At 38.3% G+C, this 26,050-nt stretch carries 21 protein-coding genes; 15 read left to right on the forward strand and 6 right to left on the reverse strand.

The window, feature by feature from the left end; genetic code table 11:
* Positions 1-182: 182 nt before the first annotated feature.
* From KE626_RS34040 to KE626_RS34050, 3 genes are read left to right on the forward strand one after another with little or no spacing between them, the layout of a single operon-like run.
* Entirely contained in the window at positions 183-563 is a 381-nt protein-coding gene (locus tag KE626_RS34040) for a plasmid mobilization protein (RefSeq protein WP_211977558.1), read from the forward strand.
* Positions 560-1,582 carry a relaxase/mobilization nuclease domain-containing protein gene (locus tag KE626_RS34045; protein ID WP_211977559.1) on the forward strand — a complete coding sequence of 341 codons (1,023 nt, stop codon included), beginning with the start codon at positions 560-562 and terminating at the stop codon, positions 1,580-1,582. The genes KE626_RS34040 and KE626_RS34045 overlap by 4 nt, the downstream gene beginning before the upstream one ends.
* A 20-nt stretch (positions 1,583-1,602) precedes the next feature.
* Positions 1,603-2,175 (forward strand): hypothetical protein, encoded by a 573-nt coding sequence (locus KE626_RS34050; RefSeq protein ID WP_211977560.1) that lies wholly within the window; start codon positions 1,603-1,605, stop codon positions 2,173-2,175.
* Here the strand turns inward: KE626_RS34050 and KE626_RS34055 are convergent.
* From KE626_RS34055 to KE626_RS34080, 6 genes are all read right to left on the reverse strand, one after another.
* On the reverse strand, positions 2,172-2,420 hold the full coding sequence (locus tag KE626_RS34055) for a hypothetical protein (protein ID WP_211977561.1): 249 nt from the start codon (positions 2,418-2,420) through the stop codon (positions 2,172-2,174). The genes KE626_RS34050 and KE626_RS34055 overlap by 4 nt on opposite strands.
* Positions 2,407-3,111, reverse strand: coding sequence for a metallophosphoesterase (locus KE626_RS34060; protein WP_211977562.1), 705 nt, complete (start codon positions 3,109-3,111; stop codon positions 2,407-2,409). The genes KE626_RS34055 and KE626_RS34060 overlap by 14 nt, the downstream gene beginning before the upstream one ends.
* A 43-nt stretch (positions 3,112-3,154) precedes the next feature.
* A complete protein-coding gene (locus tag KE626_RS34065) occupies positions 3,155-3,349 on the reverse strand; it encodes a hypothetical protein (protein WP_211977564.1) in 195 nt (64 codons plus the stop codon).
* A 28-nt stretch (positions 3,350-3,377) separates the two neighbouring features.
* A complete protein-coding gene (locus KE626_RS34070; protein ID WP_211977565.1) occupies positions 3,378-3,677 on the reverse strand; it encodes a hypothetical protein in 300 nt (99 codons plus the stop codon).
* A 228-nt stretch (positions 3,678-3,905) separates the two neighbouring features.
* Entirely contained in the window at positions 3,906-5,003 is a 1,098-nt protein-coding gene (locus KE626_RS34075; protein WP_211977571.1) for a hypothetical protein, read from the reverse strand.
* Complete coding sequence (locus KE626_RS34080) at positions 4,972-5,793, reverse strand: RNA polymerase sigma factor (RefSeq protein ID WP_211977575.1); 822 nt, start codon at positions 5,791-5,793, stop codon at positions 4,972-4,974. Before KE626_RS34080 ends, KE626_RS34075 begins: the two co-directional genes overlap by 32 nt.
* Positions 5,794-6,186: 393 nt before the next feature.
* Between KE626_RS34080 and KE626_RS34085 the strand changes: the two genes are divergently transcribed.
* The 12 genes from KE626_RS34085 (at position 6,187) to KE626_RS34140 (ending at position 25,998) form a co-directional block, all read left to right on the forward strand.
* Positions 6,187-6,414, forward strand: a complete 228-nt coding sequence (locus tag KE626_RS34085; protein WP_211977577.1) for a helix-turn-helix domain-containing protein — start codon at positions 6,187-6,189, stop codon at positions 6,412-6,414.
* Between the two features lie 249 nt (positions 6,415-6,663).
* A complete protein-coding gene (locus KE626_RS34090) occupies positions 6,664-8,901 on the forward strand; it encodes an ATP-dependent endonuclease (RefSeq protein WP_211977579.1) in 2,238 nt (745 codons plus the stop codon).
* Between the two features lie 12 nt (positions 8,902-8,913).
* Positions 8,914-10,806, forward strand: coding sequence for a UvrD-helicase domain-containing protein (locus KE626_RS34095; protein WP_211977581.1), 1,893 nt, complete (start codon positions 8,914-8,916; stop codon positions 10,804-10,806).
* 30 nt (positions 10,807-10,836) lie between these two features.
* Positions 10,837-11,223, forward strand: a complete 387-nt coding sequence (locus KE626_RS34100) for a hypothetical protein (RefSeq protein WP_211977583.1) — start codon at positions 10,837-10,839, stop codon at positions 11,221-11,223.
* A 71-nt stretch (positions 11,224-11,294) separates the two neighbouring features.
* Positions 11,295-13,049 (forward strand): DNA replication/repair protein RecF, encoded by a 1,755-nt coding sequence (locus KE626_RS34105; protein WP_211977585.1) that lies wholly within the window; start codon positions 11,295-11,297, stop codon positions 13,047-13,049.
* 44 nt (positions 13,050-13,093) lie between these two features.
* The gene (locus tag KE626_RS34110; protein WP_211977588.1) at positions 13,094-15,856 is read left to right on the forward strand and encodes a tetratricopeptide repeat protein; all 2,763 of its coding nucleotides are present in this window, start codon (positions 13,094-13,096) and stop codon (positions 15,854-15,856) included.
* A 621-nt stretch (positions 15,857-16,477) separates the two neighbouring features.
* Positions 16,478-17,116 carry a type IV toxin-antitoxin system AbiEi family antitoxin domain-containing protein gene (locus KE626_RS34115; protein ID WP_211977589.1) on the forward strand — a complete coding sequence of 213 codons (639 nt, stop codon included), beginning with the start codon at positions 16,478-16,480 and terminating at the stop codon, positions 17,114-17,116.
* Positions 17,113-17,970 carry a nucleotidyl transferase AbiEii/AbiGii toxin family protein gene (locus tag KE626_RS34120; protein ID WP_211977590.1) on the forward strand — a complete coding sequence of 286 codons (858 nt, stop codon included), beginning with the start codon at positions 17,113-17,115 and terminating at the stop codon, positions 17,968-17,970. The genes KE626_RS34115 and KE626_RS34120 overlap by 4 nt, the downstream gene beginning before the upstream one ends.
* A 731-nt stretch (positions 17,971-18,701) precedes the next feature.
* The gene (locus tag KE626_RS34125) at positions 18,702-19,298 is read left to right on the forward strand and encodes an RNA polymerase sigma factor (RefSeq protein ID WP_211977591.1); all 597 of its coding nucleotides are present in this window, start codon (positions 18,702-18,704) and stop codon (positions 19,296-19,298) included.
* Positions 19,299-19,364: 66 nt separating this feature from the next.
* Entirely contained in the window at positions 19,365-20,516 is a 1,152-nt protein-coding gene (locus KE626_RS34130; protein WP_211977592.1) for a FecR family protein, read from the forward strand.
* Between the two features lie 173 nt (positions 20,517-20,689).
* The gene (locus KE626_RS34135) at positions 20,690-24,181 is read left to right on the forward strand and encodes a SusC/RagA family TonB-linked outer membrane protein (protein ID WP_211977593.1); all 3,492 of its coding nucleotides are present in this window, start codon (positions 20,690-20,692) and stop codon (positions 24,179-24,181) included.
* A gap of 29 nt (positions 24,182-24,210) precedes the next feature.
* Complete coding sequence (locus tag KE626_RS34140; protein ID WP_211977594.1) at positions 24,211-25,998, forward strand: RagB/SusD family nutrient uptake outer membrane protein; 1,788 nt, start codon at positions 24,211-24,213, stop codon at positions 25,996-25,998.
* The last annotated feature ends 52 nt before the right edge of the window (positions 25,999-26,050 follow it).

Here is a 26,050-nt window from a genome sequence, read left to right on the forward strand (position 1 = left end):
ACATGATGGAGAAGGTATGCCCCTTACAATGTATTTATAGTTTGAAAGATTAGGGAGTTATATAGGAGCCAGCTATGTTTTGGTAATACCAAAACTTCTGGCCCACTGCATGCTATCGCATTTGTGGGTTGGATTTTCTCATCCGCTGAATGGCGGATTCAAAAAATAAAATGAACTGAATTATGACGCAGAATGATAAGCGGCGGGGGAATAAAGGAGGGCGTCCTTTGAAAGAAGTCAGGAAAAATATTATTCTGACATTCAAATGTTCAGCTTTTGAAAAGATGATTATTGCGCAAAAGGCAAAAGAATTAAGCCTGAATATATCAGAGTATATCAGGCAGATGTCAGTAAACGGTAAGGTTGATCAGCAGGTTAAAATATTTCCTGCGGAAGTATTGGCACTATCCGGAACACTTAATCACATAGCCGCCAACATCAACCAGGTAGCCAAAAAGCGTAATAAAGATGAAGACCTATCAATGCTGGAGCGGGTAGATCTTCAAAATCTGGTACCCATGCTGAAAGGAATTGCGGAGGAGATTAAAAATTATCTCAGGTGATCGGCACAGTAGTAACCGGAAGTTCTTTTTATCATCTTATCAGCTATGTATTGGAGGATAAAAAAGATTTGTCCGAAACGCAGAAAAAGGAAGTGTCTTTAAGGGATGGTGTTCAGCATAAGGATAGAGCGGAAATACTTGCTTTTAATAATTGTTTCGGCGATAAGTATGAGATGGCCGAACAGTTTAGGGATGTAGCTCGCCTTAGTAAAAGAGTTGAAAAGGCAGTATTTCATCTTTCCATTAGACTGGCCGAAGGTGATCATCTGACCAAAGACCAGCTGATTGAGTTGGGGGAAGCATTGGTAAAGGAGTTTAACGTTGAAGATCATCAGTACCTAATGGTTTTTCATAAAGATACCCGTGAGCAGCACTTCCATATAGTAGCAAACAGGGTAGGACTTGACGGTAAAGCTGCCAGTGATAGTAACAGCTATAAACGAATGGCAGCCTTTTGCCGGAAGCAGGAGCAGAGATTAGGGTTGACACAAGTATTGAGCCCGAAAGCTTTTTTATCAAAAGACCGGCAATTAATTCCCCGGCAGGACCAAAGAAAAATAAAGCTGAAGGAGCATATCCAGAAAATTTTAAAGGAGGTGAATGATTATCCTGCCTTTGAAAATGCTATGCACTCATTAGGTTATACGGTGATTAAAGGTATAGGCATTTCTTTTATTGATGGGAAGAAAGTAAAGATTAAAGGAAGCGATGTCGGCTTCTCCCTTTCGAAAATTGAGAGGATTCTATCCCTGAAGACGGAGCTGGCGAATAAACAACTAGAGCAAAAGAATATTGAATCGTACTCCCGAAAACAATCTGGGAAAAATATTCACTATCAGGATGATGATCGACTCCAGTATAATAACGGTTCGCCCCTATCATTGGGTATTCAAAATTTGACAAATCTTATTGAATGGTTATTACAACCTGAGATGACTGGTAATAGTATTCCGTATGAATTAACCCAGGAGGCATATGATCGAAGGCAGAAAAGGAAGAAGAAAGGCCGATCTCATTAAAATTTTAAACGTAACAAGTCATGCATCAGATTATAGAAACACTTGCAGCCAAAGTAGATAAACAGGAAAAGTTATTGCAAGACCTGGATGAAAAGATAAAAGCTATTCCAGATAGCTCAGGTAAAATTGTCGAAATATGGAAGGAAATGCGCGGTATTTTCATTCGACATTCTTTCCCTAAAAATGAGGTAGCCGCGCTGACCGCTGCTTTGTTCCAGAATATCCGGATAATGAAAACACCCCGGACGGAGAATCTTATTCATCATCATCATTTGTCGAAGGCCATTTTTATAGTGGTAGTTCTGGTAATAGTTGTTGGTGTCCTGAGTATGGGATGGTATAATACGGTTGATAACCTAAATCAGTATAAAGCGGCAGATACAAAATACCGCTTCCTGAAACTACAGGATAATAAATCTATTCAGCAATTATTAACCACTACCGACAGCCTATATTATCGGAATCCCGCCCTGCGTGATAGTGTACTACGACAGGAGCAATTGAAGAATGACCGACTGAAAATGCTGCAGTTGGCTACTGAACAAGAGCAGTCTGCCAGAGAATTGAGGAAGAAAGCCGGTGAAAAGAATTAGTGTCTGAAGTACCAGGTTTCCTGCGCCGTCTTGCCAAATTGCTTAATATGGCTATCATTGGCGTAAAGAATACATTCCAGATATTGAACCGGGTTGCCGATTTTTAAACCAACCACTTGTAGCCCGGTTTTATTACATTTTTTAAGAAATTCTGCTAGGTCTTCAGTCGGAATGATATGTTTGCCATGAGCAACTCCCGTGAAGCCCTCCAACCAATATATTTGTGTTAGATTATTTTGTGTCATACATTTCTTGTATAGCTACGCATCTGAAAATTACTCCATCTCTTTCTTCCATATGGGATGCATGATAGTGACCATAGTACCATTCCCGGCATCCGGCAGCTTTAAGAAACGAGTAGATCTTGCTCATCGTCTGTCGTTCGTTTTCCAGGTCAGTAGCCAGGTCTTTGCCGGCGGCCATCTCCTTAACAATAAAATTGAGAACGATAGGATCAAAAGTATAAGGCCATGTTTCTTTAGGAGCTATATGAGAAATAACCATGTCAATACCTTGGGCGCACGCTGATTTGAGTAAAGCCTCATCAAACAAGATTTCTTCATCAGGCCAGTAGTCTTTGCCAGGTGTCCTGCTTAACCGGTCAATGGATATACCGCCGCCAATAAAAATGACTTTTTGATTTTCTATTTCAAGTACTTCATAATCCTGTACCAGTTTGACGTTTTGAAGATTGAAAGTATTCCGATGATCCCAGAACCACTTATTATCATGGTTGCCTCTCAATATATACAGATGGTTTTCCTTCTCCCTAAGAAATTTATCAATTTGAGATAATGCTTTTATGTCAAGATCCCTATGCTGAAAGCCAAGCCCCCAGTCGCCGACCTGTATAAAGGAGGTTTTCTCCAGTCCGAATTTTTTGATCTTGTGAAGTATTTCCGGATAACCTCCATGAAGATCCCCAATGATTACCATCCTGATATTGTATTAGATGAAAGTTAATATGTTGCTAATATAATTATTTATAATCCTGGACATGCCTGATCCTGGTTTGCAATGTATCCATCTGAATTTGAATGATCTTTTCTTTCACCGCTGGTTCAAAGACAATGTTGTCTGTCGCCATCCGCCGGAAAGTATATTCATGCCAGCCAAGCGTAGTACAGATAAGCCCCTGATATTCCAGCCCGTGAAAAAAGGATTGCATGTACATATCCCGGAGAAGATTTCCAGTTTGGAAGTTATTTGTTTTCATGGGTATTATCAGTAACGTGATTTCTGAGGAGAAAAGTAACTTCAATCATTCTTTCCATATCTATGTATAGTTCTGCTGTTCCTATTGGATCAATATTGCCCATAAACAGATTTTTAATAAATCCGTTCCATAACTGTTTTCTAAAGCCCTGAAGGGAATATCTTTCCCAGAAATCGGTAATTACCAATTGTGGGTTATTGATTTCTTGTTGGTTAAGCCTGAATGGCCGTTGGCTATAATCATCTTCTATTTCAGAAGAATTGATTAGCGGGTTACTATTTTCCATAATTGTTGGAGGTTAGAAGAATAATAAAATGGTTTAATTGTTTGTAGAGTACTGACTCTGTTGTATATAGCTTTCAGCTTTCCTGGTACGGTTGCAGGATGAGCCGCGAACCATGTAATTGTATACACCCCTAATATGGATACCATAAAAGGAAAGATATTTAGTGAGTACACATGAAGCCTCACTCTACGGGTGTACAAGCACCCTCAAATATTTTGTTAGCCGGGTCTATTCTACAATTATATTAATCCCAGCTTTATTGGCCTTGTAGGTTATCTTTTGCCGTAGTCCACCGTAGTTCCAGTTTCGCACAACAAACTTTTCTTCTTTTGCCAGTTCTTCTGTTTCCTGCTGGTCCACCAAAATAAGGGTGGCCGCTTGATGCTTAATACAGAGATCTATCAGCCGTTTACTATAAACATGGAGTTTATAGTTGATGTACCTTTTTTCCGCATCGCGGTAGGTGTTTACCTTTTGACGCATCCGCGTTTTGCCGTTTTTAGTCCTGTTAAAGCCAGATGATTTCTGACAGCGCCGGATAGCTTCCTGGATGGCCAGCCTGCGATAAAGAAAATCTTCTTTTGTGCCTATTCTGTATTGATACCTATTGATTTTTACGACTACAGGAATTTCCATAGAAAGTGATGCCTCCGCTATCACCTCTGGTTTTAGATTGCCCACCAGCTTATCAAACTGGAAAACAGCCAGTAGGTAAATTTTACTACCATCTAATTGCAGGGAGCTATCACACAGTTTGTAATTTCCTTCTATAGCTCTTTTCCACATACTACACTTATCATCCAGATCCTTTCCGAAATAGGTTTTAAAATGAAGCCCATAGATAGAGAAAGTATAGTTCCTACTTTGGTCAATGGGAAGGATTTTGATTAAAGCTCCAGCCGGTATAGGTATTGGGATATTGCGTTTATAGTTCCTCAGTGATCTATCGCCTTTCCAATATGCTTCTTTTTCCTTATTGTAGGTAGATACAAGGGTATTGTTAAGACATCCGAGTATCGCCATCGGCATTTCCTGCTTATATCGCTTGCTGAGGAACTGATAAGTGGTATTGGTTTTTGATGTAGTTAATATTCCGTCTGGATCTTTGTGAACATCTGCCAGTTTAACCTTCGTTTCATCTTTTAGATAGAACAATTCCTTTATCTGATCCTGAATAAAGTGATGGGTAGATATTTGATTGGCGGCCCGGAAACAGAAATGTTGCCATTGCCACAGAGTTTCCCAGATTGTGTGTCGCACCTGGTCGTCATCACTATTGATAAGTAACTGGATTCTACGCGTAACAATGATTTTTCTTGTTTCCATGTTTGCGAATCTTTTGTAAGGTTTGATTAGCTGAAACGTATTGATTTACTACGTCGGCTAGTTGTCTGTTCGTTTCTTGAGAAATCCTGTCAAAGCTGTATTTGTCCTGATGCCGTAACTTATATATTTGGGCCTGTTCTGGAGTTAGGAATGCTGTATAATTATCTTGATAATTCTTTCTTATGATAGCTTGCTTTTGCTGAGGTACAAGTAGCATTGATTTTAGAGATTCAATGCTTTCATGGATTTCTGTTGTTATATGCTGATAAGGAGCTGCAAATCGTTTTGCTATTTCTTTATAGTTAAGGCCGTAGAGCATATAAAGCCTTATGATGGTTTGCCTGTTAGCCGGTAGATATGGAATGGCCTTTTCTATTCTTTCAAGGCGTTCAAGATCCTTCCCTGACAGATGGCTGTATTCTGCCTCTTCCTCTGGATTGAAGGAGGCGTAGTGGCTATTCTCTAGAAATTCAAGGTCCATAAAGCTGCAATGGAATTTATTGACCTTTTTTCTGAGATATTCGAAGCACCCCCATCGAACACATAGGCGGATGAACCGGAATAGATGTAGCATGCTGGTCATACGAGTTCTGAAATTCCAGGCACGGAGAAAGGCTTCCTGGAGGATGGAGTTTATAACAAAGGAGTCTTCTATTATGCGTCTAGCGTAATAGAAGATAGGTTTATATAGGTTATTGTATATATAGTTTAACCCTGTTTCATTACCTGCTTTGAAAAGTTGAAAATGGGTAATGTTCTCCGGTGTGCTGGTTGTAATGTATCTACTCATAGCTTCCAATTTCAAATAGGCATGATAAGATTGAGGTGGTTATTAACCACCAAGCCATTTCTGTATGTTTAATTGGAGTCTGCGGAGGGAGTATAAAAAAGGCGCAGGACTCAACGTTACCGTCCCCTGGCACGACCAAGCGCCTAAAGACCAAAGCAACGCGAGCCCACGCGCCTTTATGACGTGAGCTTCGCCGTTGCCTTGTTGGTCTGGAATTTGGTCGTTTCGGGGACCAAGGCATTTGCGAGACGATTCATGCTATATTAGTAGAATCGCCAAATTAGTATTTTATGGAAAGATTTGATAGTCTCTCTTTTATAAAGATAGGACAATTTTTTAATTGTACATCTATAGAGGTACAAAATATTTTCAGATTTAGCTGAAATTCCATAAATGGATGATATTGAGGAGCAAAAAATATTAAAAGAATTTGGCAAAAGGCTTCAAAAGCTGCGTAAAGCAAAAAAATTAAGTATCAGAAATTTTGCTTACGCTGCGGAGTTGTCAGTGAGTTATGTTCAGAAACTGGAAGCAGGAATGTCGAATCCATCTTATACCACATTAATAAAAATTGTTAATACTCTTGGTCTTGAATTAAATGAATTTAATATGAGATCATAAATCCTCGTTATGAATCACTGATTTCCCCAAGCCTATTAGTAGACTTACCCTAAAATAGTAACTGTTCCACCTTATTTTAAACGTTCATGTTGAATGTGGATCATCTTGATACTAATTATGTTAATATATAGTATTTAATACAGTTTTGCTGTGTATTATAATTTGTAGTATTTGCTCTAATTGATTCCCTAACCAAGAATCTCTCCAAGCTCATGTGGATAAAGTATTTAGCACAAAAACAAACTAATAATGCTTATAAAATTTGTTGAAATAAGAAATTTTAGAAAATTAAAGGCGTGTAGGATCGACTTTTCCGAAAGAGAGACCGTATTTGTAGGCGCCAATAATAGCGGGAAAACATCTGCCATGGACGCTTTAATCCTTTTTTTAAAAGAAAAAGCAAAGATTTCAACAAAAGACTTTACATTATCAAATTGGAAGGGAATCAATCAAATTGGAAAAGATTGGATTAATATATCTAAAGACGAACAGCCAATTTTAACTATAGATAATTGGCAGAATTTCTTACCCCAACTGGATGTATGGTTAAAAGTAAGCTCGAATGAAATACACTATATCAATGATCTGATTCCGACATTAGATTGGGATGGTAGTGAACTGGGAGTTCGCCTTAGATTTGAACCTAAAAATATAGAAAGCCTTTACAAGGATTTTATTGATTCCTATAATTCCGCTAAAACCGTAAGTATACTTGCACAAAATGGGGATGCGAAAAAAAATTCTTTGAATCTGTGGCCGAAAACTTTATGGGACTTTTTGGAGAGAAGACTACAAGGCCACTTTACAGTTCAGGCATATTTACTTGATGCAAAAAAAATACAGAATCCAATTGGGGGGATTGCGCAGCCGCAAGAACTTGCTCCTCTAACTTTACCTATATTAAATGATCCGTTTAAAGGACTCATTAAAATTGATATTATTAATGCTCAACGTGGATTTTCCGATCCTAATTCTGATGGAGAAGAAAAGCCAAGGAATTCAGGAAATCTTTCTGTTCAATTAAGAGAATATTATACAAAACATTTGAATCCTTATGATCAACCCAATGCCGCTGATTTGGAGGCTCTTCAAGCTATGGAAGATGCTAAAGTATCCTTTGATGAAAAACTATCAAATAGTTTTGATGCCTCATTAAGAGAATTGGAGGGACTTAATTATCCTGGATTTGGGGGAAACCCTAGTATTAAAATCGCCAGCAAAATTAGCGCAATTGACGGGTTAAATCACGCCTCCGCTGTTCAGTTTGAATTATTTAAAAGTGAAGAAGGAATTATTGATTATCCACTAAGTTTACCAGAGAAATATAATGGTTTAGGGTATCAAAATCTTATTTCAATGGTTTTTAAGCTCATTCGTTTCCGTGATGAATGGATGCAAGTTGGAAAAATACATGTACAGATGTCTGAGGAGGAAGAAAGTATTGAGTTTCAGCCGCTACACTTAGTTTTAGTAGAGGAACCAGAAGCGCATCTTCATGCACAAGTTCAACAGGTCTTTATAAAAAAGGCATATGACGTACTCCGAAAGAATGACTTGCTTTCAAAATACAAGCACTTTCAGACTCAATTAGTAGTAAGTACCCATTCAAATCACATTGCCCATGAAATTCAATTTACTTCTTTGAGGTATTTCAAAAGAAGAAATGCCATAAAGAATGACGTACCCACTTCCACCGTTGTAAACCTTTCGGAGACGTTTGGGACAGAATCAGATACCACAAAGTTTGCAAAACGATATTTAAAATCTACTCATTGTGATCTGTTTTTTGCAGATGCTGTAATTTTGGTCGAAGGACCTGTTGAAAGAATGCTCATACCGCACTTTATCAAACATTTTCATACCGAACTTTCTACTTGCTATATTGCCTTATTGGAAATTGGGGGAAGTCATTCTCACACACTTAGACCCCTTTTGCAAGAGTTAGGAATTACTACGTTAATAATAACAGACATTGATTCAATTGACCCAGATAATAAGAATTCGGCAGTTCTGCCTGTTAAGAATAAAAAGTATACATCCGGAAACACTACGTTAAATAGTTGGCTACCTGGTAGGGCACTTATTGATGACTTGCTTAACTCAGCTAACAATAGCTTAAAGGAATCTTCAGAATATCCCTTTAGAGTTGCTTATCAATGTCCCATTCAAGCAAAATTAGAGAACGACAAAGAGATGGTGGAGATTTTTCCATACACTTTTGAAATTGCATTGGCTTTTAGGAATGTCGAGCTGTTTAAGAAATTGAAAGGGAAAGGATTGCTTAGAAAGATATCAGACGCTGTTAATCTTCCCAAGGTGGATGAGGCTAATGAAGCAATGTTTCAAGCACTGAAGAACGGGAAGAAAGCTGAGTTTGCTCTTGAGCTATTATTCTTACAAGATCCGGAGTCATTGAAGGTCCCAATTTATATCGAAGAAGGTCTGAATTGGTTATTTAAAGTTTTGAACAATAATTCTTCAAGATAAACTAATGGTTATATGGCAGGTGCAATCAATAGCGGAAATTCTAACCAGAGTGTTGACGAACAAATATTTAATTGCTTAAATTTAGATAATCCTAAGAGTTTTTTTCTTTTCGCGGGTGCAGGTTCGGGAAAGACCAGATCTTTAGTAAACGCCTTGGATTTCCTAAGGGAGCAGCAGGGCGAATTTCTAAGAATAAACAGAAAGAGGGTTGCGGTAATTACATATACAAATGCTGCCTGTGATGAAATAAAACATAGAATCCATTATGATCCTCTTTTTTATGTTTGCACTATTCATAGTTTTGTATGGGAGCTAATTAAGAACTATCAATCAGACATTCGAGAGTGGCTAAGATTAGAGCTTAAAAATGATATTTTGGAATTGCAGGCTCAACTTCAAAAAGGGAAAGCTGGAACCAAAATAGCAACTGATCGGCAGAATAGCGTTATTCAAAAAAGTAATCGACTAATAATTTTAGACCAAATAAGGCAATTTAGTTATAGCCCCACTGGAGATAATAGGACAAGGGATTCTTTAAATCATTCGGAAGTGATTAAGATCGCTTCTGAATTTCTTATGAGAAAGCCTCTTATGCAGGAGGTCTTAGTACGAAAGTTCCCCATTCTTTTTATCGATGAAAGCCAGGATACCAAGAAAGAATTGATAGAATCTTTTTTTGTAGTTCAACAAAATTATCAATCATCGTTTTCTCTTGGATTATTTGGTGATACGATGCAACGGATTTACAATGATGGGAAAGAAAATTTAGGGAAGGATTTGCCTCCAGATTGGGTAACACCAGTTAAGAAAATTAACTATAGATGCCCTAAACGGGTCATTGCTTTGATAAATAGTATTCGGAAAGATGTAGATGAACAGACACAAGTGCCTAAAGACGGCCAGGTGGATGGTGATGTCCGTATCTTTGTGGTCTCACAAGAAATAGAGAATAAGGCAAAGATTGAGACAGATGTTTCCAGTTATATGGCTGAGTTAACGAAAGATGATTTATGGACTTCTGATGTTAAGACACTTATATTGGAGCATCATATGGCAGCGAAGAGAATAGGATTCTTCAGTTTGTTTGAAGCGCTCTATAAGTCTGATATTTTGCGTATAGGATTATTAGATGGAAGTTTGCCTGGTCTTCGGTTTTTTATTGAACTGATACTACCCTTGAAAACGGCGTACAGCAATAATGATTCTTTTACCATCGCGAGGATAGTTAAGCAATACTCTCCACTTTTGACAGGTAAAAATTTAAAAGACAGCAAAGAACAGATGGCATTGCTAAAGAAAGCAAATGAAGCCGTTCAATCACTTGGTTCACTTTGGGGAAATGATGATACGCCAACGCTATTACAAATCATTTCAAATGTAGATGAGTCTGGGCTGTTTAGTCTCCCGGATACTTTATCAATTATTAGCAAGAGAGCATCGATCAAAGAATATTCCTTAACAAGAGACAATGGAATCGAGGAAAGTATTGGGGAAGAAAACGATTTAGTTATTGATGCTTGGGATGAAGCATTAAAATGCTCGGTTACTGAAGTGCAAAGATATAGCGAGTACATTTCAGATCAGTCAAAGTTTGGGACGCATCAAGGTGTAAAAGGACTTGAGTTCCCTCGCGTAATGTTAATACTCAATGATGAGGAAGCAAGGGGGTTCCTATTTAGCTATGAGAAGCTATTTGGGGCTAAAAGTTTTAGTGAAGCAGATGTGAAAAACAGGAAGGAGGGACGGGAAACTAGTTTTGATAGGACTCGTCGTCTTTTTTACGTTGCATGTAGTAGGGCAGAGAAAAGTCTCGCAATAGTCGCCTATACGAAGGATTCAGGGGCTGTTAAAAATAGTCTATTAAGGCAACAATGGTTCGCTTCAGAAGAAATCGTAATGATGTAGTTTTTAAAATAAATATTTTATATTTTTAATATGCATAATCCTAATATTGAAGCTAAATCAGGAGATATACTCTATGGGGAAAAGAATAAAAATATTCCGGGTGTTAGCCCACATTATATCATTTATCTATTTCCTGATACTAGTTCTCCAGAACAATTCATAGGAGCAATGCTTACTTCCTCCTCTAATTTTTCAAATATTTCATTACTGGAAGAGCACTTTGAAAAGTATGATGCTCAAGGAGTGGAATGGAGGGTTTATTACAATGCGAGTTTTATATCTTCAGATTTGTATCATAAGAAGCTCGATTGGCAACCATTTATAAAGGTTGGGCAGCTATCAAATGGTGGACTTCATTTTATATTGAATAAAATAGGCCATAAAAAACCTATTTATTCTAAATTAAACAAGTATTAATCAATGCACAATTGCACTATGAAATTGCGCCTGAAATGTTTATTCCCCAATACCTAACTTAATATATTGAAATGCAAATTAACTCTATCGAAATCACCAATGTAAAAGGAATCGCACATCAAGTTCTTGATTTAGGTTTGCTTCCAAATAAGCCGAATGTTTTGGTTGCTCCCAATGGTTTCGGGAAAAGTTCATTAAGTATAGGATTCGCTTCGTTGAAAAAGAGCAAACTTGAATTAGATGATAATAATTATTACTTAAATAATAAAAGTAATAAGCCTATTCTTTCATTGACAATACAGGATTCAAGTGGGATGAGGACACTTACTGCTACGGAATCATCCAACGCAATTTTGACTGAGTTTGATGTATTTGTTATAAATAGCCAGCTTATGGCTAAGGCATCAATTTTGAAGATCAATGGAGCATCTATCCCTAAGTCTTCTTTGGAAATTGCTCCGATAGTCTTAATCCCCACAATTCCTGAAAAAGTATTATTCGATTATTCCTTAGCTCAAGAGAGAAGAGACTTTGGTATGAATGGTAAAATATTGTCAGATATTAAAAACGTTTTTTCTTCTGCTCCGTTGCTCGATAGGATTATACAAGAAATTGACTTGAGTAAATTTGAACAAGTTAAAGTATCAAAGAGCATAGATGCTGTAAAAAAGGAGATAAATATCCAAAGTGGGAAGTCAGAAGATATTCGAAAGTGGATTGAGGTAAATAAACTGATAGAACTTCAAAAAGTTGATGAGCTTAATTCTTTAGCATCAATTCTTAGAAGTTTTGATAGTTCCAATATTAAGACTGATACAGAAAGTTTTTTAGCCGCGTTTCAGATTATTAGTGTCTATCAGAGACTGAAAAGTAATTTTAGAAAAGCGATGAATTATGTTTTTTATCATGCGGAAAGATCTTATTATGAAAGTACAATCGCAAGCTTTAATACTACAAGACATATAATAAAACCCAAAGAGGATAAAAAAAAAGGATTAATAATTGAATGGCCTAAGGCTCATGAGATATCAAATGGGCAGAGAGATGTGTTGTCTTTTGTTACGATGTTGATGAAGGCCAATAGGAGCTTCAAAAAGACAAATTGCATTTTAATTATAGATGAGATATTTGATTATCTAGACGATGCGAATCTAATTTCATTTCAATACTTTATCACAACAATGATAGAGGAAATGAAGAAGCAGGGCAAGAATTTTTTCCCTATCTTAATGACCCATTTAGATCCTCTTTTTTTTAATCATTTTTGTTTTAACAGACATAAGATAAAGGTAGCCTATCTAAAAGATGTTCCTTTTAAATCAAATGCTAATCTTCTTAAATTAATAAAAAAGCGGGAGGATCCGCTTATTCAGACCAATATAGATAAACACCACTTTCATTACTATCCGACAGGGGTTGATATTTCGGTTGATTTTCTCACTTTGGGTTTGCACGGTCCTTGGGGAGATTCGCAAAAGTTTCATCAGTTTATAGATGACGAAACCCGAAAATATTTGAAAGATCAATCGGATTATGATCCTTTGGCAATTTGTTTTTCTGTAAGGGTTAAGATTGAATCTCTAATTCATTCAGATATTTCAGATTCTGTAAAACAGCAAAAATTTCTGGATATACATGGAACTAAGAAGAAATTGGAATACTGTGAGGAAATTGGACATTCTGTTCCTGAATCATATTATTTGCTTGGCATAATTTATAATGACCGGCTTCATTGGCGAGAAGGACTTGATATTATCCGACCTGTCGCAATAAAGCTTGAGAATTTGACCATTAAGAAATTGATTCGGGATCTTTTTTTGAAATGATAATTAGATCAATATTAACCGGGGAAGCGTTTAAATGAGTATTTATGAATTTTGTTGAACAAAGATTCTTGACTTCAGTTAGTGAGGACTTAAAGATTTTAAGTGGAACTGAATTCGAATACTTTTGTCGGGGAATCCTCCACCTCATTTTAGGTGAATCGAAGGATATATCAAGTATTCATCATAAAGGACATAATCTATACGCTAAGCCTGTTGGATATACCGCAGATTTCTTGGCTGAAGATTACAATGTAATAGGTCAATGTGGCACTGATAAGAATTATTTTGAGGATAGAAAAAAACCACTACACGATATAGAACGGATATTTGAGAATCATAACTCCTGTGAGCATATTTATCTTTTTTCAAATCAAAGAGCAACGGGTGGACAACTAACGGACTTGAATGCGGATATAGAAGGGTTAAACTTTACAACAAGGGTTTATGTTTATGATTCGGAGAAAATCGCGAAGGTTTTGCTCGAAAATATTCATGCTGCTTTAATTATCGATCCTCTGCTAGAGAGATTGCCGAAGACTTTCGAATACTACAAAATTTTGCCTCAGACGAACAAGATCCCTGACTTTAAATTTCAATACTATTGGAGAAGGGAAGAACAAATAATTTTGAATCATTTAGAGACGCACACATATATTCAGATATATGGATTAAGCGGGATTGGGAAAACTGAATTGGCTATTGCCGTTACTAGAGAGATTCAAATAGAATGTGAACTATCCTTATGGATAAATGGAGACGATTTTAATAGTAGGAAGATAAATTTCTCTTCTGTACAGCTCACTAGATTTAGCAACACTATAAATTTGCAATTTTTATTGGAAAAACATAGGGTTTGCTTGGTCGTGGATAATTTGAATGAGTATTTGGAGGATTTCATTGCAGACTTTAATAAGTATAATTATAAAGATTCCAAATGCATTATTACATCTCTTCAAAAGAACTTCGATGATACATCAAGTATGCTTATCCCTTTTATGGATAAAGAAGTTGCCAGGAATATACTTCTAGAATGTGCTGTATCGCCAAGCTTGGAGCAAATAAATAAAATTCTAGAGAAAAGCGATGGTTATCCTTTGGTACTAAGGTTGATAAAGTCCGCTGTTGAAGTGGATGATTATTCTTGGGAAGATATTGTAAATGAACTCTCTACTATTGTAGGTTTGTCGGATGAAACGAATAAGAAAATTTCACAAAGAATTATTGGGAAATTTACTCATACCTGGGCAAATGAGCTAGGATTAATTAAATACATTGATAAAAGACTTATATCACGGCATTTTTTAGTTAGCGCAATATTAAAGAAGGGGATCACGCAATTAACAAAAAGATCAATTTTAAGTATACACGATTCTAACTTTTTCGTGATACATCAATTAATTCTTGATTCAGTAAAGCATGAGGTAAATATTGATAATCGAATAATGGTATTTGACAATTATCTGGAACGTTATTTAACACAGTATAATGTTAGTAAACCCTTGAGTTATTATCTTTTTATATTTAATCATTCGAAATTTATTGATGATGTTTATCAAAAATATGGATATGCAGACAATTTAAAGAAAATCATTTTCTATTCACTTATTCAGCGAACTGATTTGAATAGTAATATGAGCTTTATCATAAATGAATTCAAGAAGTTTGATTTGCATGATAGTAATGATTGTGATATTTACTTAATAGTTGAAGAAGGTGAGATTGAATTGATGAATATCGACAAGAGAAAATCGTGGGATCAGTACTCGGGAAAATGCATTGAGATTATAGATAAATTGATCCGAATAAAGCAAAAGTCTGAGGATGAAGAAATTCTATGTTTGCTAAATCATCATATTGGGAAAGCTTTCTTTTTTAATAATAATTTTGAAGAAGCAAGGCAGTGTTTTATGGCAGTTATAGAGATGGATCGTAATGCAGACTATGCAAGATTACAATTGGCAAGATTATTTTTTAAGCTAAAGCAGTATGAAAATGCTGTTAAAGAGATTGAGATTGTGTTTAGTTCACAAGACGGGGCCCAGGATCGCTCATTATCGGTTTTGCTTTCTTTTTATGAGTTATTGATGAACGATGAGTGCAAGGATTTGAGGAATAGGTATTTAGACAGTCAGCCTGAGAAGTTTATGAAGACTTTTATTTATTCACTTAATTCGTCATTTGACCAGCCATACAGGATTTTGGAGAGGCTGTGTAAGCACCTCAGTTATAATGTAAAGGAATGTTATGCAGAAATATGCAAAATGCTTCCTCTTCCTTCCAATTTAAAGAATAATGAAGCCTTGAGAATTGCCTATGCAAAGATTCAATTGGCCTATTTCAACCTTCTAAAGTATTCAGATAACGAGGAGAAGATAGTGAATATGGAAAAGGCTTTCGAATTGAGTGAGAAGTATTGGCTGACGACAAACTTGGAATCTGAACATAATCTAAAGGGGATTTTGGATTTATATATAGCTGCTGAGAAGTTCGATGAAGCGCTTAAATATGCGGGCAAGTTGAATGTTAATCCATTTACTAAGCAGTTACTTTGCAAGATTTTTAAAGGGAAGAAGGACTATGGATTGGCTTTGCAGGCCGTGAACGAAGCCCTTGATTTGTCTGCAACTTTTGGCGTTAAAAACTATCATATTGCTGCTTTTCTACATGATAAATCAGAGGTATTATTTGAACTTAAGGATCGAAGTTGTATGAGTGAGCTAGAAGCAGCCATCGAAAAGCAGGATTCCGCAAAGACAAAAGATTCATGGAAGAAAAAGCTTGAAGATTGGATAGTGTATTTTAATTAGAGCTATAATATGTAAAACATTGTTATAATTTTTAATTCGTTTGTGCCTTTTAGTACCTCCTCCTTTTAAATCTGCGACCACGGCCCACTCTATCTGCCTGTATCGGTCAATATTTATATAATTTATAGGGATTTTTATATTTTATTAATTCGTAATTAATAGTTCTTTTTGTACTTTCCCCATCAATCTTCTATCGCAGCCCACTTCCATCCAACTGCATCGAGTGGTTTTGAGAGAACAAATAGTCGTTTTATTATATAATCGAGTTTTCTTATTGCCAATTTAGAGGTGGATAATCGAATAATTATCGATTATCCACCTCTAAATTGGCAATTTGGGCATGAGTTAAATAGTTTTGTATTTTAGAACTGTCAAATTAGAATAATTGAGTTTAATTTTGTAAATTATAGTATAGATAATCGAATATTTTTCGATTATCTATGCTATATTAAGCAGATTTAATAAATATTCAAGCAATTTAGATAGTTGATTTGATGAGATAGTAAACATTAGCATGATTTAAGATGAATCGGATGGCCTAACTTTGAAATAACTTGGCGATTGGGGCTAGGATAATCGAAATATTTTCGATTATCTATTTAAATTTGTACATTTTTCATCATGGAAATTAATCAAGCTTTACAAAGTCACGCATGGCAACCTTTAACCCACCAGCTACTGCTTTCTTTGCTAAAAGATTATAAAAGGCCTAATGACAAAATTCACAATTTGCTAAATGAGGGCGTTTTAGAATCTATTAGAAAGGGCCTTTATATTGCAGGACCAGCTTTGAAAACTGGAAAGCCAGAACCTTTTCTTTTAGCTAATCATATATTGGGTCCCAGTTACGTATCTATAGACACAGCTTTATCTTATTACGGATTAATACCGGAACGGGTATTTGAATATGCGTCTATGACGACAAAGGATTCTCGTAAATTTCAAACTCCAATGGGAGTATTTTCATATGCCCATCTTTCACTACCCTATTATTCATTTGGGATACAACAAGTTAAATTGTCTAAAGATCAAATCGCCTTAATTGCATCGCCAGAAAAAGCTTTATGTGATAGAATAGTGATAACAAAAGGAATAGAACTAAGAAGTCAAAAAGATGCCATGAATTATCTCTTAGAGGATATGAGGATGGATGAGGAAAATTTGAAAGAATTGAATACTAGTATTATGCAAAGTTGGATAGAAGATGCTCCTAAGAAAGAGAAACTGCATTTGATTATAAAAACGATAAAGAGGTTATGATAAAAGAGTGGTTGGATACTTATAAACCAAGAAACAAAGAAGACGCAGTACATGCATTGCGCGAAATTATGCAGGAAATTGCTCTTGCTGGTTTGCAGCGATCGGGTTTTTTTGAGAAGGCAGCTTTCTATGGAGGAACCGCTCTACGGATTTTTTACGGCCTTAATCGGTTTTCAGAGGATTTAGATTTTTCATTGCTAGCTGTAACTCCTGATTTTTCTCTTGACAAATATTTAGATGCAATAAAGGCAGAGTTCGATTCTTTGGGGATGAGTGTTTCTGTTAAGGAGAAAAAGAAAACAAATCAAAATAATATTGATTCCGCGTTTTTAAAATCTGAAACTATTTGGAAAGAATTGATCTTGGAAGAAATTATTCCTCAGACAGGACTAGATCAAAAGGCTAATATAAAAATTAAAATTGAGGTAGATACTGAGCCTCCATTAGGCTTTGAAACAGAAGAAAGGCTTTTATTGAAACCATTTTCTTTTTATGTTAAATGCTTTACTATTTCCGATTTGTTTGCAGGCAAAATGCACGCCTTATTGTTTCGTAAATGGAAGGATAATGTAAAGGGAAGGGATTGGTATGATATGGAATGGTATATTAAGAAGGGCGTGACCTTGAATTTACAGCATCTCGTAATAAGAGCAAAAGATAGCGGGGATTGGGATAAAGATATAATGACGGAGAAAGAATTTAGGGCTTTATTAGAAGCTAAGATCGACTCAGTTGATTTAAACCGTGTGAAAGAAGATATTAGTCGTTTTATACCAGATACTAAAGTTTTAGATATTTGGTCGACCAAATATTTTCATGATTTAGTTCAATTATTAAAGATAAAGTCAGAGTAAAGAGTTAAGATTTTCTTCCGTTCTTAATATTTACCGTATACAGATGATGAAGAGTTCATAGCTTATTAAAGATAAAAAAGGTTACGTGAACTATTTAATTCTAAGTATATCAAATTAGAGATTTTGGGGAAGGGGAAGATCATATGGAGTACCTTTATCATATGGGACGTTTATTTGTACCTTTTTGTACCTCCTCCCTTAAAACTCCCCACCACGGCCCACTCCATCTGCCTGTATCGGTAAGTAATATCATTTCCGTTAATTAGCTTTTTCTTGCCTTTTGTGCTGTGGTAGTGGGTTTCATTTGCTCATAGTTACACAAGCCGTAATCCTCAGCGCCTTCTATTCAATTTAAATCCTACCCCTAACTCCAGGTAACCAATTATTATCATCTTTATAGTATATCGAAAATTAATATATTTAGAATATAATTAATTGTAATATTGACAACCATTTTTAATAAAGCAGACTTAATACTTTGTTAATACCCGCTCTCTCACTACCAATCTGAACTATGATTAGTTTTGAAAACTAAAAAAACAGATAACCATATCTGGCTGATGTCATAAAATATTGATTTATTGTGAACCAGAAAAAATAAAATTTATTTACGCCCTGGCACTGATTTAACGTACTATCTGTTAAACGGAGAATTTTTTAAAAGAGATTCTTATCTTAAGGTACATCTGTAATTCGTAAAGTGGCTAATAGGCGACCAAATAATCTTATTTGTGAAAGCTGTACATTATCAAACATATTGCGATAAAGACCTGGTTCGACTCCTGCTGGAAGACGACCATTTGGCGTACCTGGAAATATACAACAGACATGCAAAAGGGCTGTATGTAACCGGATGTAAAAAATTGGATGATAAGGATGAAGTCAAAGATTTATTACAGGATGTTTTTGTTGCATTATGGCAGAATCGTTATTCATTAACAGTAGATACGCCATTACCTGGATATTTACATGCCACCATGCGATATATGGTCATCAAGCGTGTTGTTCACAAGAAGGTGCAAACTACCTATTTGGAGTCGCTCAAATTTTCAACCCCAGTAAAAAGTAGTGCTACAGATTATTTAGCCCGGGAAAATGAACTTAAGCGAATCATTGAAAACGAAATTTCTTCATTACCCGAAAAGATGCAGGAAGTTTTTCGCATGAGCAGAGAGTATCACCTTTCTCATAAGGAGATAGCCATGCAGCTGGGCCTTTCGGAGGCTACAGTTAAGAAGCATGTCAATAATGCTTTGAAGTCATTGCGTGTTAAATTGGGCCCTTTATTAATATTATCGGGCATTTGCCTGACCGAACATTTTTTTTAATTTTCTTTACGCCCATCGATCTACTAACTGTACTATACTTATGCAAACAGCAATATTGTGATAAGTATGGAACAAAATAATATGCAGGATCTGTTGAAACGTTATCTGGCAGGAGATTGTACTCCAGAGGAGCGTGCGCAGGTGGAACTATGGTACGAGCTGTTGGAGTCAAAGAAAGTAGGAAGTAATGAGGAGAATTTGGACGAGGATCTCGCAGAAGTTCGAACCCGGTTGGTAAAGTCTTTTAGAAAGGAAGGGAAACGATTTAGATACCCGGCAATAGCAGCAGCTGCCGCTGTTCTGGTTATTATGTCCATTGGAGCGTATTTCCATTTTAAGTACAGGGCTTCCGGCGAAACCCCTAAAGCCAATAAGTTGCTTGCCAATGCCGCAGATATCGCGCCCGGTAGAAATATAGCCATATTGCAGCTTGGGGACGGGAGCGAAATAGCGTTGGATGATCAATCTAACGGAGCTATTGCCAAAGCGGGAAGTAATACTATCTATAAAAATGCGAAGGGCCAGTTGACTTATGTGGCCACTGAATCAAAGGAAGAAGAAGCCGAAAACTCCGTGTCCAATACCTTAAGAACCCCACGTGGTGGACAATTCCAACTTACATTACCAGACGGATCAAAAGTTTGGTTAAACGCCGCTTCACAGCTTACCTATAAAATTAGCAAAACATCTCACGAACGCTTAGTTGAGTTAAAGGGAGAAGCATATTTTGAAGTAGCCACCGATGCCAACAGACCATTTAAAGTATTCTCCAAAGGTCAGGTTGTAGAAGTACTGGGTACACATTTTAATGTTTGCAGTTATGATGATGATCCCAATGTAAAAACGACTTTAGCGGAAGGAGCCGTCAAAATTGTGGAGACAGACAGACACCGGAATGTTGTTCTGGAACCAGGGCAACAAGCCACGCTCGATAGCGGCAATCGACTATCTGTGGCTCAGGTAGACGTATCGGATGCTATTGCCTGGAAAAATGGGAAACTCAACTTCAATCAATCTGATATCTATGCCGTTGCACGGCAACTTTCCCGCTGGTATAATGTAGACGTGGTATTTAAGGGGAAAGCTGCTAACATACACTTATCCGGAGAAGTGTATCGTAATACCAATGCTTCCAAAGTTCTTGAGATCTTATCGTTTTATAATTTGAACTGTAAGATTGAGACAGACAACGGTGTTAAACGTATTGTCATTGAATAAAATAATAGCATCTATCACCCAAAAATCAATCCGCTTATGGAACAAGAAACTTAGCAATTGCCCTAAGCTCAATAAAAACGTCTTCTGACTGCAATCAGAAGACGTAAGCGTATGAGCGATCATTCAAAAGATTAGTGTCCTAATTAAATATCCACTCAAACAATACAAAGTTAATGAAATTCAGATTTCATACCGCGACCGCCTGGTCGGGATGGTCGTTTTTTGGCAAACACCTTCATCGGAAATTTATTATGCGATTTCAGGTAATAGTTGGCCTTACTTTAGCCATGTTGATGCAGGTCAGTGCTAAAAGCCTGGCGCAGAATGTGTCTATTAAGGTAAGTAATACACCTTTGGAAAAGGTATTCAAGATTATTGAGCAGCAAACAGGCTACTTATTTCTCTACGACGACGTGGAATTAAAGAAGCAAAAAGTCAGTTTATCATTTCAGCATACCCCCATCGAAAAAGTATTGGAAGGTTGTTTGGATGGCCTCCCGATTACTTATAAAATTGTAGACAAGAATATACTCATTAAAAAGAGGGTTGAATCGGGTTTGCAACAGGTTGCAACTGAACTCAACCAACAGCATCTCGTCTCGGGGGTGATTAGGGATAGTACCGGCGGCTATATTCCGGGTGTGCAAATTGCAGTTAAGGGAACCAATCGCGTTGCTATAAGCGATGCTTCAGGCAGGTATCAGATTGATGCCGCTCCCGGAGAAGTTTTGATATTCAATTTATTGGGGTATAAAAGACAAGAGATTACGGTAACCAATAATGTTCGGGTTGATATCGTACTTAAATTAATCGCAACGGACTTAGAAGGAGTTGTGGTAGTTGGTTACGGCACGCAGAAAAAAATTAACCTCACAGGTGCCGTATCCCAGATATCCGGTAAAAGACTGGAGAACAGATCTGTTCTAACGATCGGTAATGCTTTGCAGGGAGTTGTTTCCAATCTTAATATCAATTCCGCCAGCGGTGGCGCCCCCGGTCAGGCGCCATCATTTAACATACGGGGATATACTGGTTTCTCTTCCAATGGATCTACTTCCTCTCAGGCTCCCTTGTTTGTTGTTGATGGTGTGCCTGGAGTAGATATTAATACCATCAGCATGAACGATGTAGAGAGTGTGAGCGTACTGAAAGATGCTGCCTCTGCTTCTATATATGGTTCCAGTGCCCCTTATGGTGTAGTCATTATCACCACAAAGCAGGGAAAGGCAGGACAAAAACCTACCATCACGTACAACAATAACCTGATGGTAGCGGAGCCCATCAACCTGCCAAAGTATATGAAGTCAATTGATTTTGCTAATTTATATAATGAAGCTGCGACCAATGCGGGAACGACCAAACCATTTAACGATGATGCCCTCAGGCGTATCCAGGAATACCTGGATGGTAAAATCACTGATGAAACCATTGCCAATCCGGTTCCAGGAAGCGATGCCTGGTTTGAGTGGGGCAATGCCAACGCAAACAACGACTGGTTTGATATCCTGTTCAAAAAAAAGCAATTCAGTCAGCAGCATAATCTCGGTGTATCCGGAGGAACAGACAAAACTCGCTACTATGTAGGTCTGGGGTATATTCAACAAAATGGGATGTACAATTATGCAACTGATAAATATGCGCAATATAATGTCCGTGCTAACCTCTCTTCTGTCATCACGAGCTGGATGAACTTCAATTTCAGGGGAGCTTTCTCCAGGGGATCCACTGAATCTCCCACAGCGGAAAGTAACTGGATGCAGACTTTAGCCGCACGCAACTGGCCTACTGAACCGTTATATACTCCAGGTGGAAGTTTTGCTGCTGAAAACCGGATGGAAGGGCTTGTAAATGGCGCCCGTACCAGGTCGAATAATGATAAGGCACTTATTACGGGTGAATTGGTAATAACTCCTATACGGAACTGGAACATTACTGCCAATTATACATTTGATGGCTCGTACTTTGACTTGAACCGGCATAACAAAACAGTGTATGTAACCCGCCCAAGTGGTGCGCAGCAAGCCCTCTATGCTCCCAATAGTTTTGAAAGACAAAGTAACAGGAACCAACATTATACGATCAATGCATTTACATCTTATGAAAATAAGTGGGGTGGGCATGCTGTGAAAGGTCTGATCGGTTTCACACAGGAGCTTTATGATAACCTGTCTATGGGAGGTCGGAATCAGTATCTGTTTTCCAATGATATTCCCTCTTTATCCCTCACCTATGGAACAACTCCTTCCCTGACAGATAATGCTTCGCAACTTGCCATCCGTGGTGGGTTTGGTCGCATCAATTACAATTACAAAGAGAAATATCTTGTTGAGTTTGACGGACGATATGATGGGACATCCCGTTTTTTGAAAGACCGGCGTTTTAAATTTTATCCGGGGATATCAGCAGGATGGGTGCTATCGAATGAACCGTTCTGGAAACCGATAGCACGGGTCGCCAATTCGTTCAAACTACGTGCATCATATGGACAGCTGGGCGACCAGAGTTTTACCAGCAATTATTATCCGTTTTATCCGGCACTCAATAGTGTAGTTCCTACTGCCAGTCAGTATTTGTTTTCCGGTGGCCGGGAAGCATTCATCAATCAGCCTTCTTTGATCGATGGATCATTGACATGGGTAACGGTGAAGTCGTTGGATTTTGGGACGGATATCACCGCATTAGCCAACCGGTTGTCCGTAACTATCGACTGGTACCAGCGTACGGCAGATGACTTCGTAGGCCCTGCAGATGCCTTACCTGCGCTGTTGGGTACGGCTGCTCCACAGGTCAATAATGCGGCGATGCAGACCAGGGGTATCGACCTTACCATCGGCTGGAAAGACAGGATTGGAGATGTACAATACGGAGTGGATGTTACGTTCAGCGACTATCAGAGTAAAGTACTTCGCTATCCCAATCCTGCAGGCCTGAACACCACCTGGTATAAAGGGCGTAAGTTGGGGGATGTTTGGGGATATCAGACGGAAGGGTTTTTCCAGTCCGGCGATGAAATAGCCGCTGCGCCGAAACAGACCGCGATCTATAGCCGCTGGAGCCAGGGAGACATCCGCTATGCAGATCTTAATGGTGATGGCATCATCAACTGGGGCAACAATACATTGGAAAATCCCGGAGACCGTCGCGTTATAGCCAATACAACTCCCCGTTATTCTTTTGGTCTGAATCTAAACGCCCAATACAAATCATTTGACATCACTGTTTTCCTGCAGGGTGTTGGTAAAAGAGACGCCATCTTTTCCAATGCCAGCGTATGGGATGGGGCTTATTTCTGGGGTATCACAGGCGATCTTTATACCGGAATGCTGACTACCGCACAGTACGACCGCTGGACACCACAAACGCCAAATGGCTACTACCCAAAATTCTATATGGGAGGTGAGATGCAGAAAAATTCGCAGCCACAGACACGATATGTGCAAAGCGCAGCTTATGTAAGGCTCAAAAACATTCAATTGGGCTATTCCATGCCGCAGCATATACTTCGGGCTATAGGTAGCCAAAAAGTGCGCTTTTTCCTGAATATTGAAAACCTGGTCACGTTCACTAAGTTGTTGCACACCATGGACCCGGAATTTTCATCCACAGATGGCCGGGTTTATCCATTGCAGAGAGTTTGGGCCATGGGACTCAATGTGACATTCTAGCCATTTCTTAATTATCCAACGATATAAGTATGAAACGATTTATATACGCATGGGCAAGCTTAATACTACTATTAGTTGCCTGTAACGACAAGTTTTTAGAACGCATGCCATTGGCCAATATCAGCGACGCAGACTATTGGAAATCCCCCAATGACTTAAAACTGTATGTGAACAATTTTTATAACCAGGATGCCCTGTTACCCTCACGCAGAGCCTGGGGCGCCGGCCCTTATACTATTGATGCCAGTGATGGGAGCGAAACCAATATAGGGATCAATTACAACAGGCGCATGAATGGTGAGGGCACTGTTCCTTCTTCCGGTGGCGGTTGGTCTGCAGATGATTGGTCCGTGCTGCGTAATATCAATTACTTCATGGATCATTATAAGAAGGTGAATGCTCCCTGGGATAAAGTGAAGGAGTACGTAGGCGAGGCATTATTTTTCCGTGCCATCTTCTATTTTGACAAGCTGAAGAAATTTGGAAATCTGCCCTGGTCGTCTACCACGCTGTCCCAGACATCAGATCTGCTTTATGCGGGACGACTGCCCCGCAACCAGGTGGTGGATTCTATCTTATTAGATCTGGACAATGCTATCGATTATCTTCCTGTAAGGGGAGGCGGTTCGTGGACGGGACATGTCACCAAAGAAGTGGCATTAGCTTTACAAGCCAGGATCGCACTGTATGAAGGTACCTGGGAAAAATACCATGGTCAGAAAGGAACGCCCTTCAAAGTAGATGGCTCCAATGGTACCAAATTTATTCAGAAAGCGGCCGATGCTGCCGGAGCACTGATCCGCATGTCAGAAGCCAGCGGCTTTCCGGCGCTGGACAATATCGGTGTACAAGATGGTTATTGGCTATTGTTTAACAGAAAAGATTATGCTGCCAGTAAGGAAGTACTCCTGTGGCACAAATATTCGGCAGCTGACCAGGTGACTCACACCTGGACCCGTTATTCTATAAACGGCGCGGGAATGGGGCTTTCTAAAAGTATGGTGGACTCCTACCTTTGCCTGGATGGTCTTCCTATTGGAAGTAGCCCATTATATGCAGGAGACCGCACTTTAAAAGATGTTGTAACCAATCGTGATCCCCGGTTGCGGCAAACGATTTGTGTAGATGACGGTAAACATGTGAAATGGTATGAAACCAATCTCTTTTTTACAACACCGACGTTCGAGATTAATGGTGCTAATAATACTTCCACCGGCTATCAGATATATAAAGGACATACCGGCGACTATACAGAATTCAATGCTTCTCAAAGTACACAGGGATATATTTACATACGCTATGCGGAAATTTTGTTGATATATGCAGAAGCGCAGGCTGAATTAGGAATCATCTCTCAATCCGACATAGACAAAACGATTAATGCTTTACGTAAACGGGTAGGTATGACTAATGGCTTGTTACAACTAGCTAATATTCCATCAGATCCTAACCGTGAGTTTCCTACACTATCGCCTGTTCTAAATGAAATTCGCAGGGAGCGAAAAATTGAGCTGGCAGCGGAGTGGTTCAGGATGGATGATATTTTCCGTTGGGCAGCAGCAGATGAGCTGCTTGTTGGCAAGCGTCCTTTGGGCGCCTATAAGAAACAATGGGAGAATTATCCCGGCGCCACAGCCGATTTTCTCAGGGCGATGGCTGCTCTTCCTGTCAACGCGCAGGGATATATTGATCCTTATAAACCCTATGGGGCCGTGGATCAGGGGTATAAATTCAATCTGCTACGGGATTATCTATTGCCTATCCCGACAAATGAAACCACGTTAAACCCAAAATTGGGTCAGAATCCAGGGTGGTGAGTGTCCTGAATGAATGCTGTTATCAAATTAGTTCTTTGATTATAGTTATTCA

The sequence above is a fragment of the Chitinophaga hostae genome (assembly GCF_018224885.1).
Taxonomy (GTDB): domain Bacteria; phylum Bacteroidota; class Bacteroidia; order Chitinophagales; family Chitinophagaceae; genus Chitinophaga; species Chitinophaga hostae.

What these genes read in the sequence shown, in the direction of transcription:
- KE626_RS34040 (WP_211977558.1), top strand. Translation starts at nt 183, where the DNA reads ATGACGCAGAATGATAAGCGGCGGGGGAATAAAGGAGGGCGTCCTTTG.
- KE626_RS34050 (WP_211977560.1), top strand. Translation starts at nt 1,603, where the DNA reads ATGCATCAGATTATAGAAACACTTGCAGCCAAAGTAGATAAACAGGAA.
- KE626_RS34055 (WP_211977561.1), bottom strand. Translation starts at nt 2,420, where the DNA reads ATGACACAAAATAATCTAACACAAATATATTGGTTGGAGGGCTTCACG.
- KE626_RS34060 (WP_211977562.1), bottom strand. Translation starts at nt 3,111, where the DNA reads ATGGTAATCATTGGGGATCTTCATGGAGGTTATCCGGAAATACTTCAC.
- KE626_RS34065 (WP_211977564.1), bottom strand. Translation starts at nt 3,349, where the DNA reads ATGTACATGCAATCCTTTTTTCACGGGCTGGAATATCAGGGGCTTATC.
- KE626_RS34070 (WP_211977565.1), bottom strand. Translation starts at nt 3,677, where the DNA reads ATGGAAAATAGTAACCCGCTAATCAATTCTTCTGAAATAGAAGATGAT.
- KE626_RS34075 (WP_211977571.1), bottom strand. Translation starts at nt 5,003, where the DNA reads ATGGAAACAAGAAAAATCATTGTTACGCGTAGAATCCAGTTACTTATC.
- KE626_RS34080 (WP_211977575.1), bottom strand. Translation starts at nt 5,793, where the DNA reads ATGAGTAGATACATTACAACCAGCACACCGGAGAACATTACCCATTTT.
- KE626_RS34085 (WP_211977577.1), top strand. Translation starts at nt 6,187, where the DNA reads ATGGATGATATTGAGGAGCAAAAAATATTAAAAGAATTTGGCAAAAGG.
- KE626_RS34090 (WP_211977579.1), top strand. Translation starts at nt 6,664, where the DNA reads ATGCTTATAAAATTTGTTGAAATAAGAAATTTTAGAAAATTAAAGGCG.
- KE626_RS34095 (WP_211977581.1), top strand. Translation starts at nt 8,914, where the DNA reads ATGGCAGGTGCAATCAATAGCGGAAATTCTAACCAGAGTGTTGACGAA.
- KE626_RS34100 (WP_211977583.1), top strand. Translation starts at nt 10,837, where the DNA reads ATGCATAATCCTAATATTGAAGCTAAATCAGGAGATATACTCTATGGG.
- KE626_RS34105 (WP_211977585.1), top strand. Translation starts at nt 11,295, where the DNA reads ATGCAAATTAACTCTATCGAAATCACCAATGTAAAAGGAATCGCACAT.
- KE626_RS34110 (WP_211977588.1), top strand. Translation starts at nt 13,094, where the DNA reads ATGAATTTTGTTGAACAAAGATTCTTGACTTCAGTTAGTGAGGACTTA.
- KE626_RS34115 (WP_211977589.1), top strand. Translation starts at nt 16,478, where the DNA reads ATGGAAATTAATCAAGCTTTACAAAGTCACGCATGGCAACCTTTAACC.
- KE626_RS34120 (WP_211977590.1), top strand. Translation starts at nt 17,113, where the DNA reads ATGATAAAAGAGTGGTTGGATACTTATAAACCAAGAAACAAAGAAGAC.
- KE626_RS34130 (WP_211977592.1), top strand. Translation starts at nt 19,365, where the DNA reads ATGGAACAAAATAATATGCAGGATCTGTTGAAACGTTATCTGGCAGGA.
- KE626_RS34135 (WP_211977593.1), top strand. Translation starts at nt 20,690, where the DNA reads ATGAAATTCAGATTTCATACCGCGACCGCCTGGTCGGGATGGTCGTTT.
- KE626_RS34140 (WP_211977594.1), top strand. Translation starts at nt 24,211, where the DNA reads ATGAAACGATTTATATACGCATGGGCAAGCTTAATACTACTATTAGTT.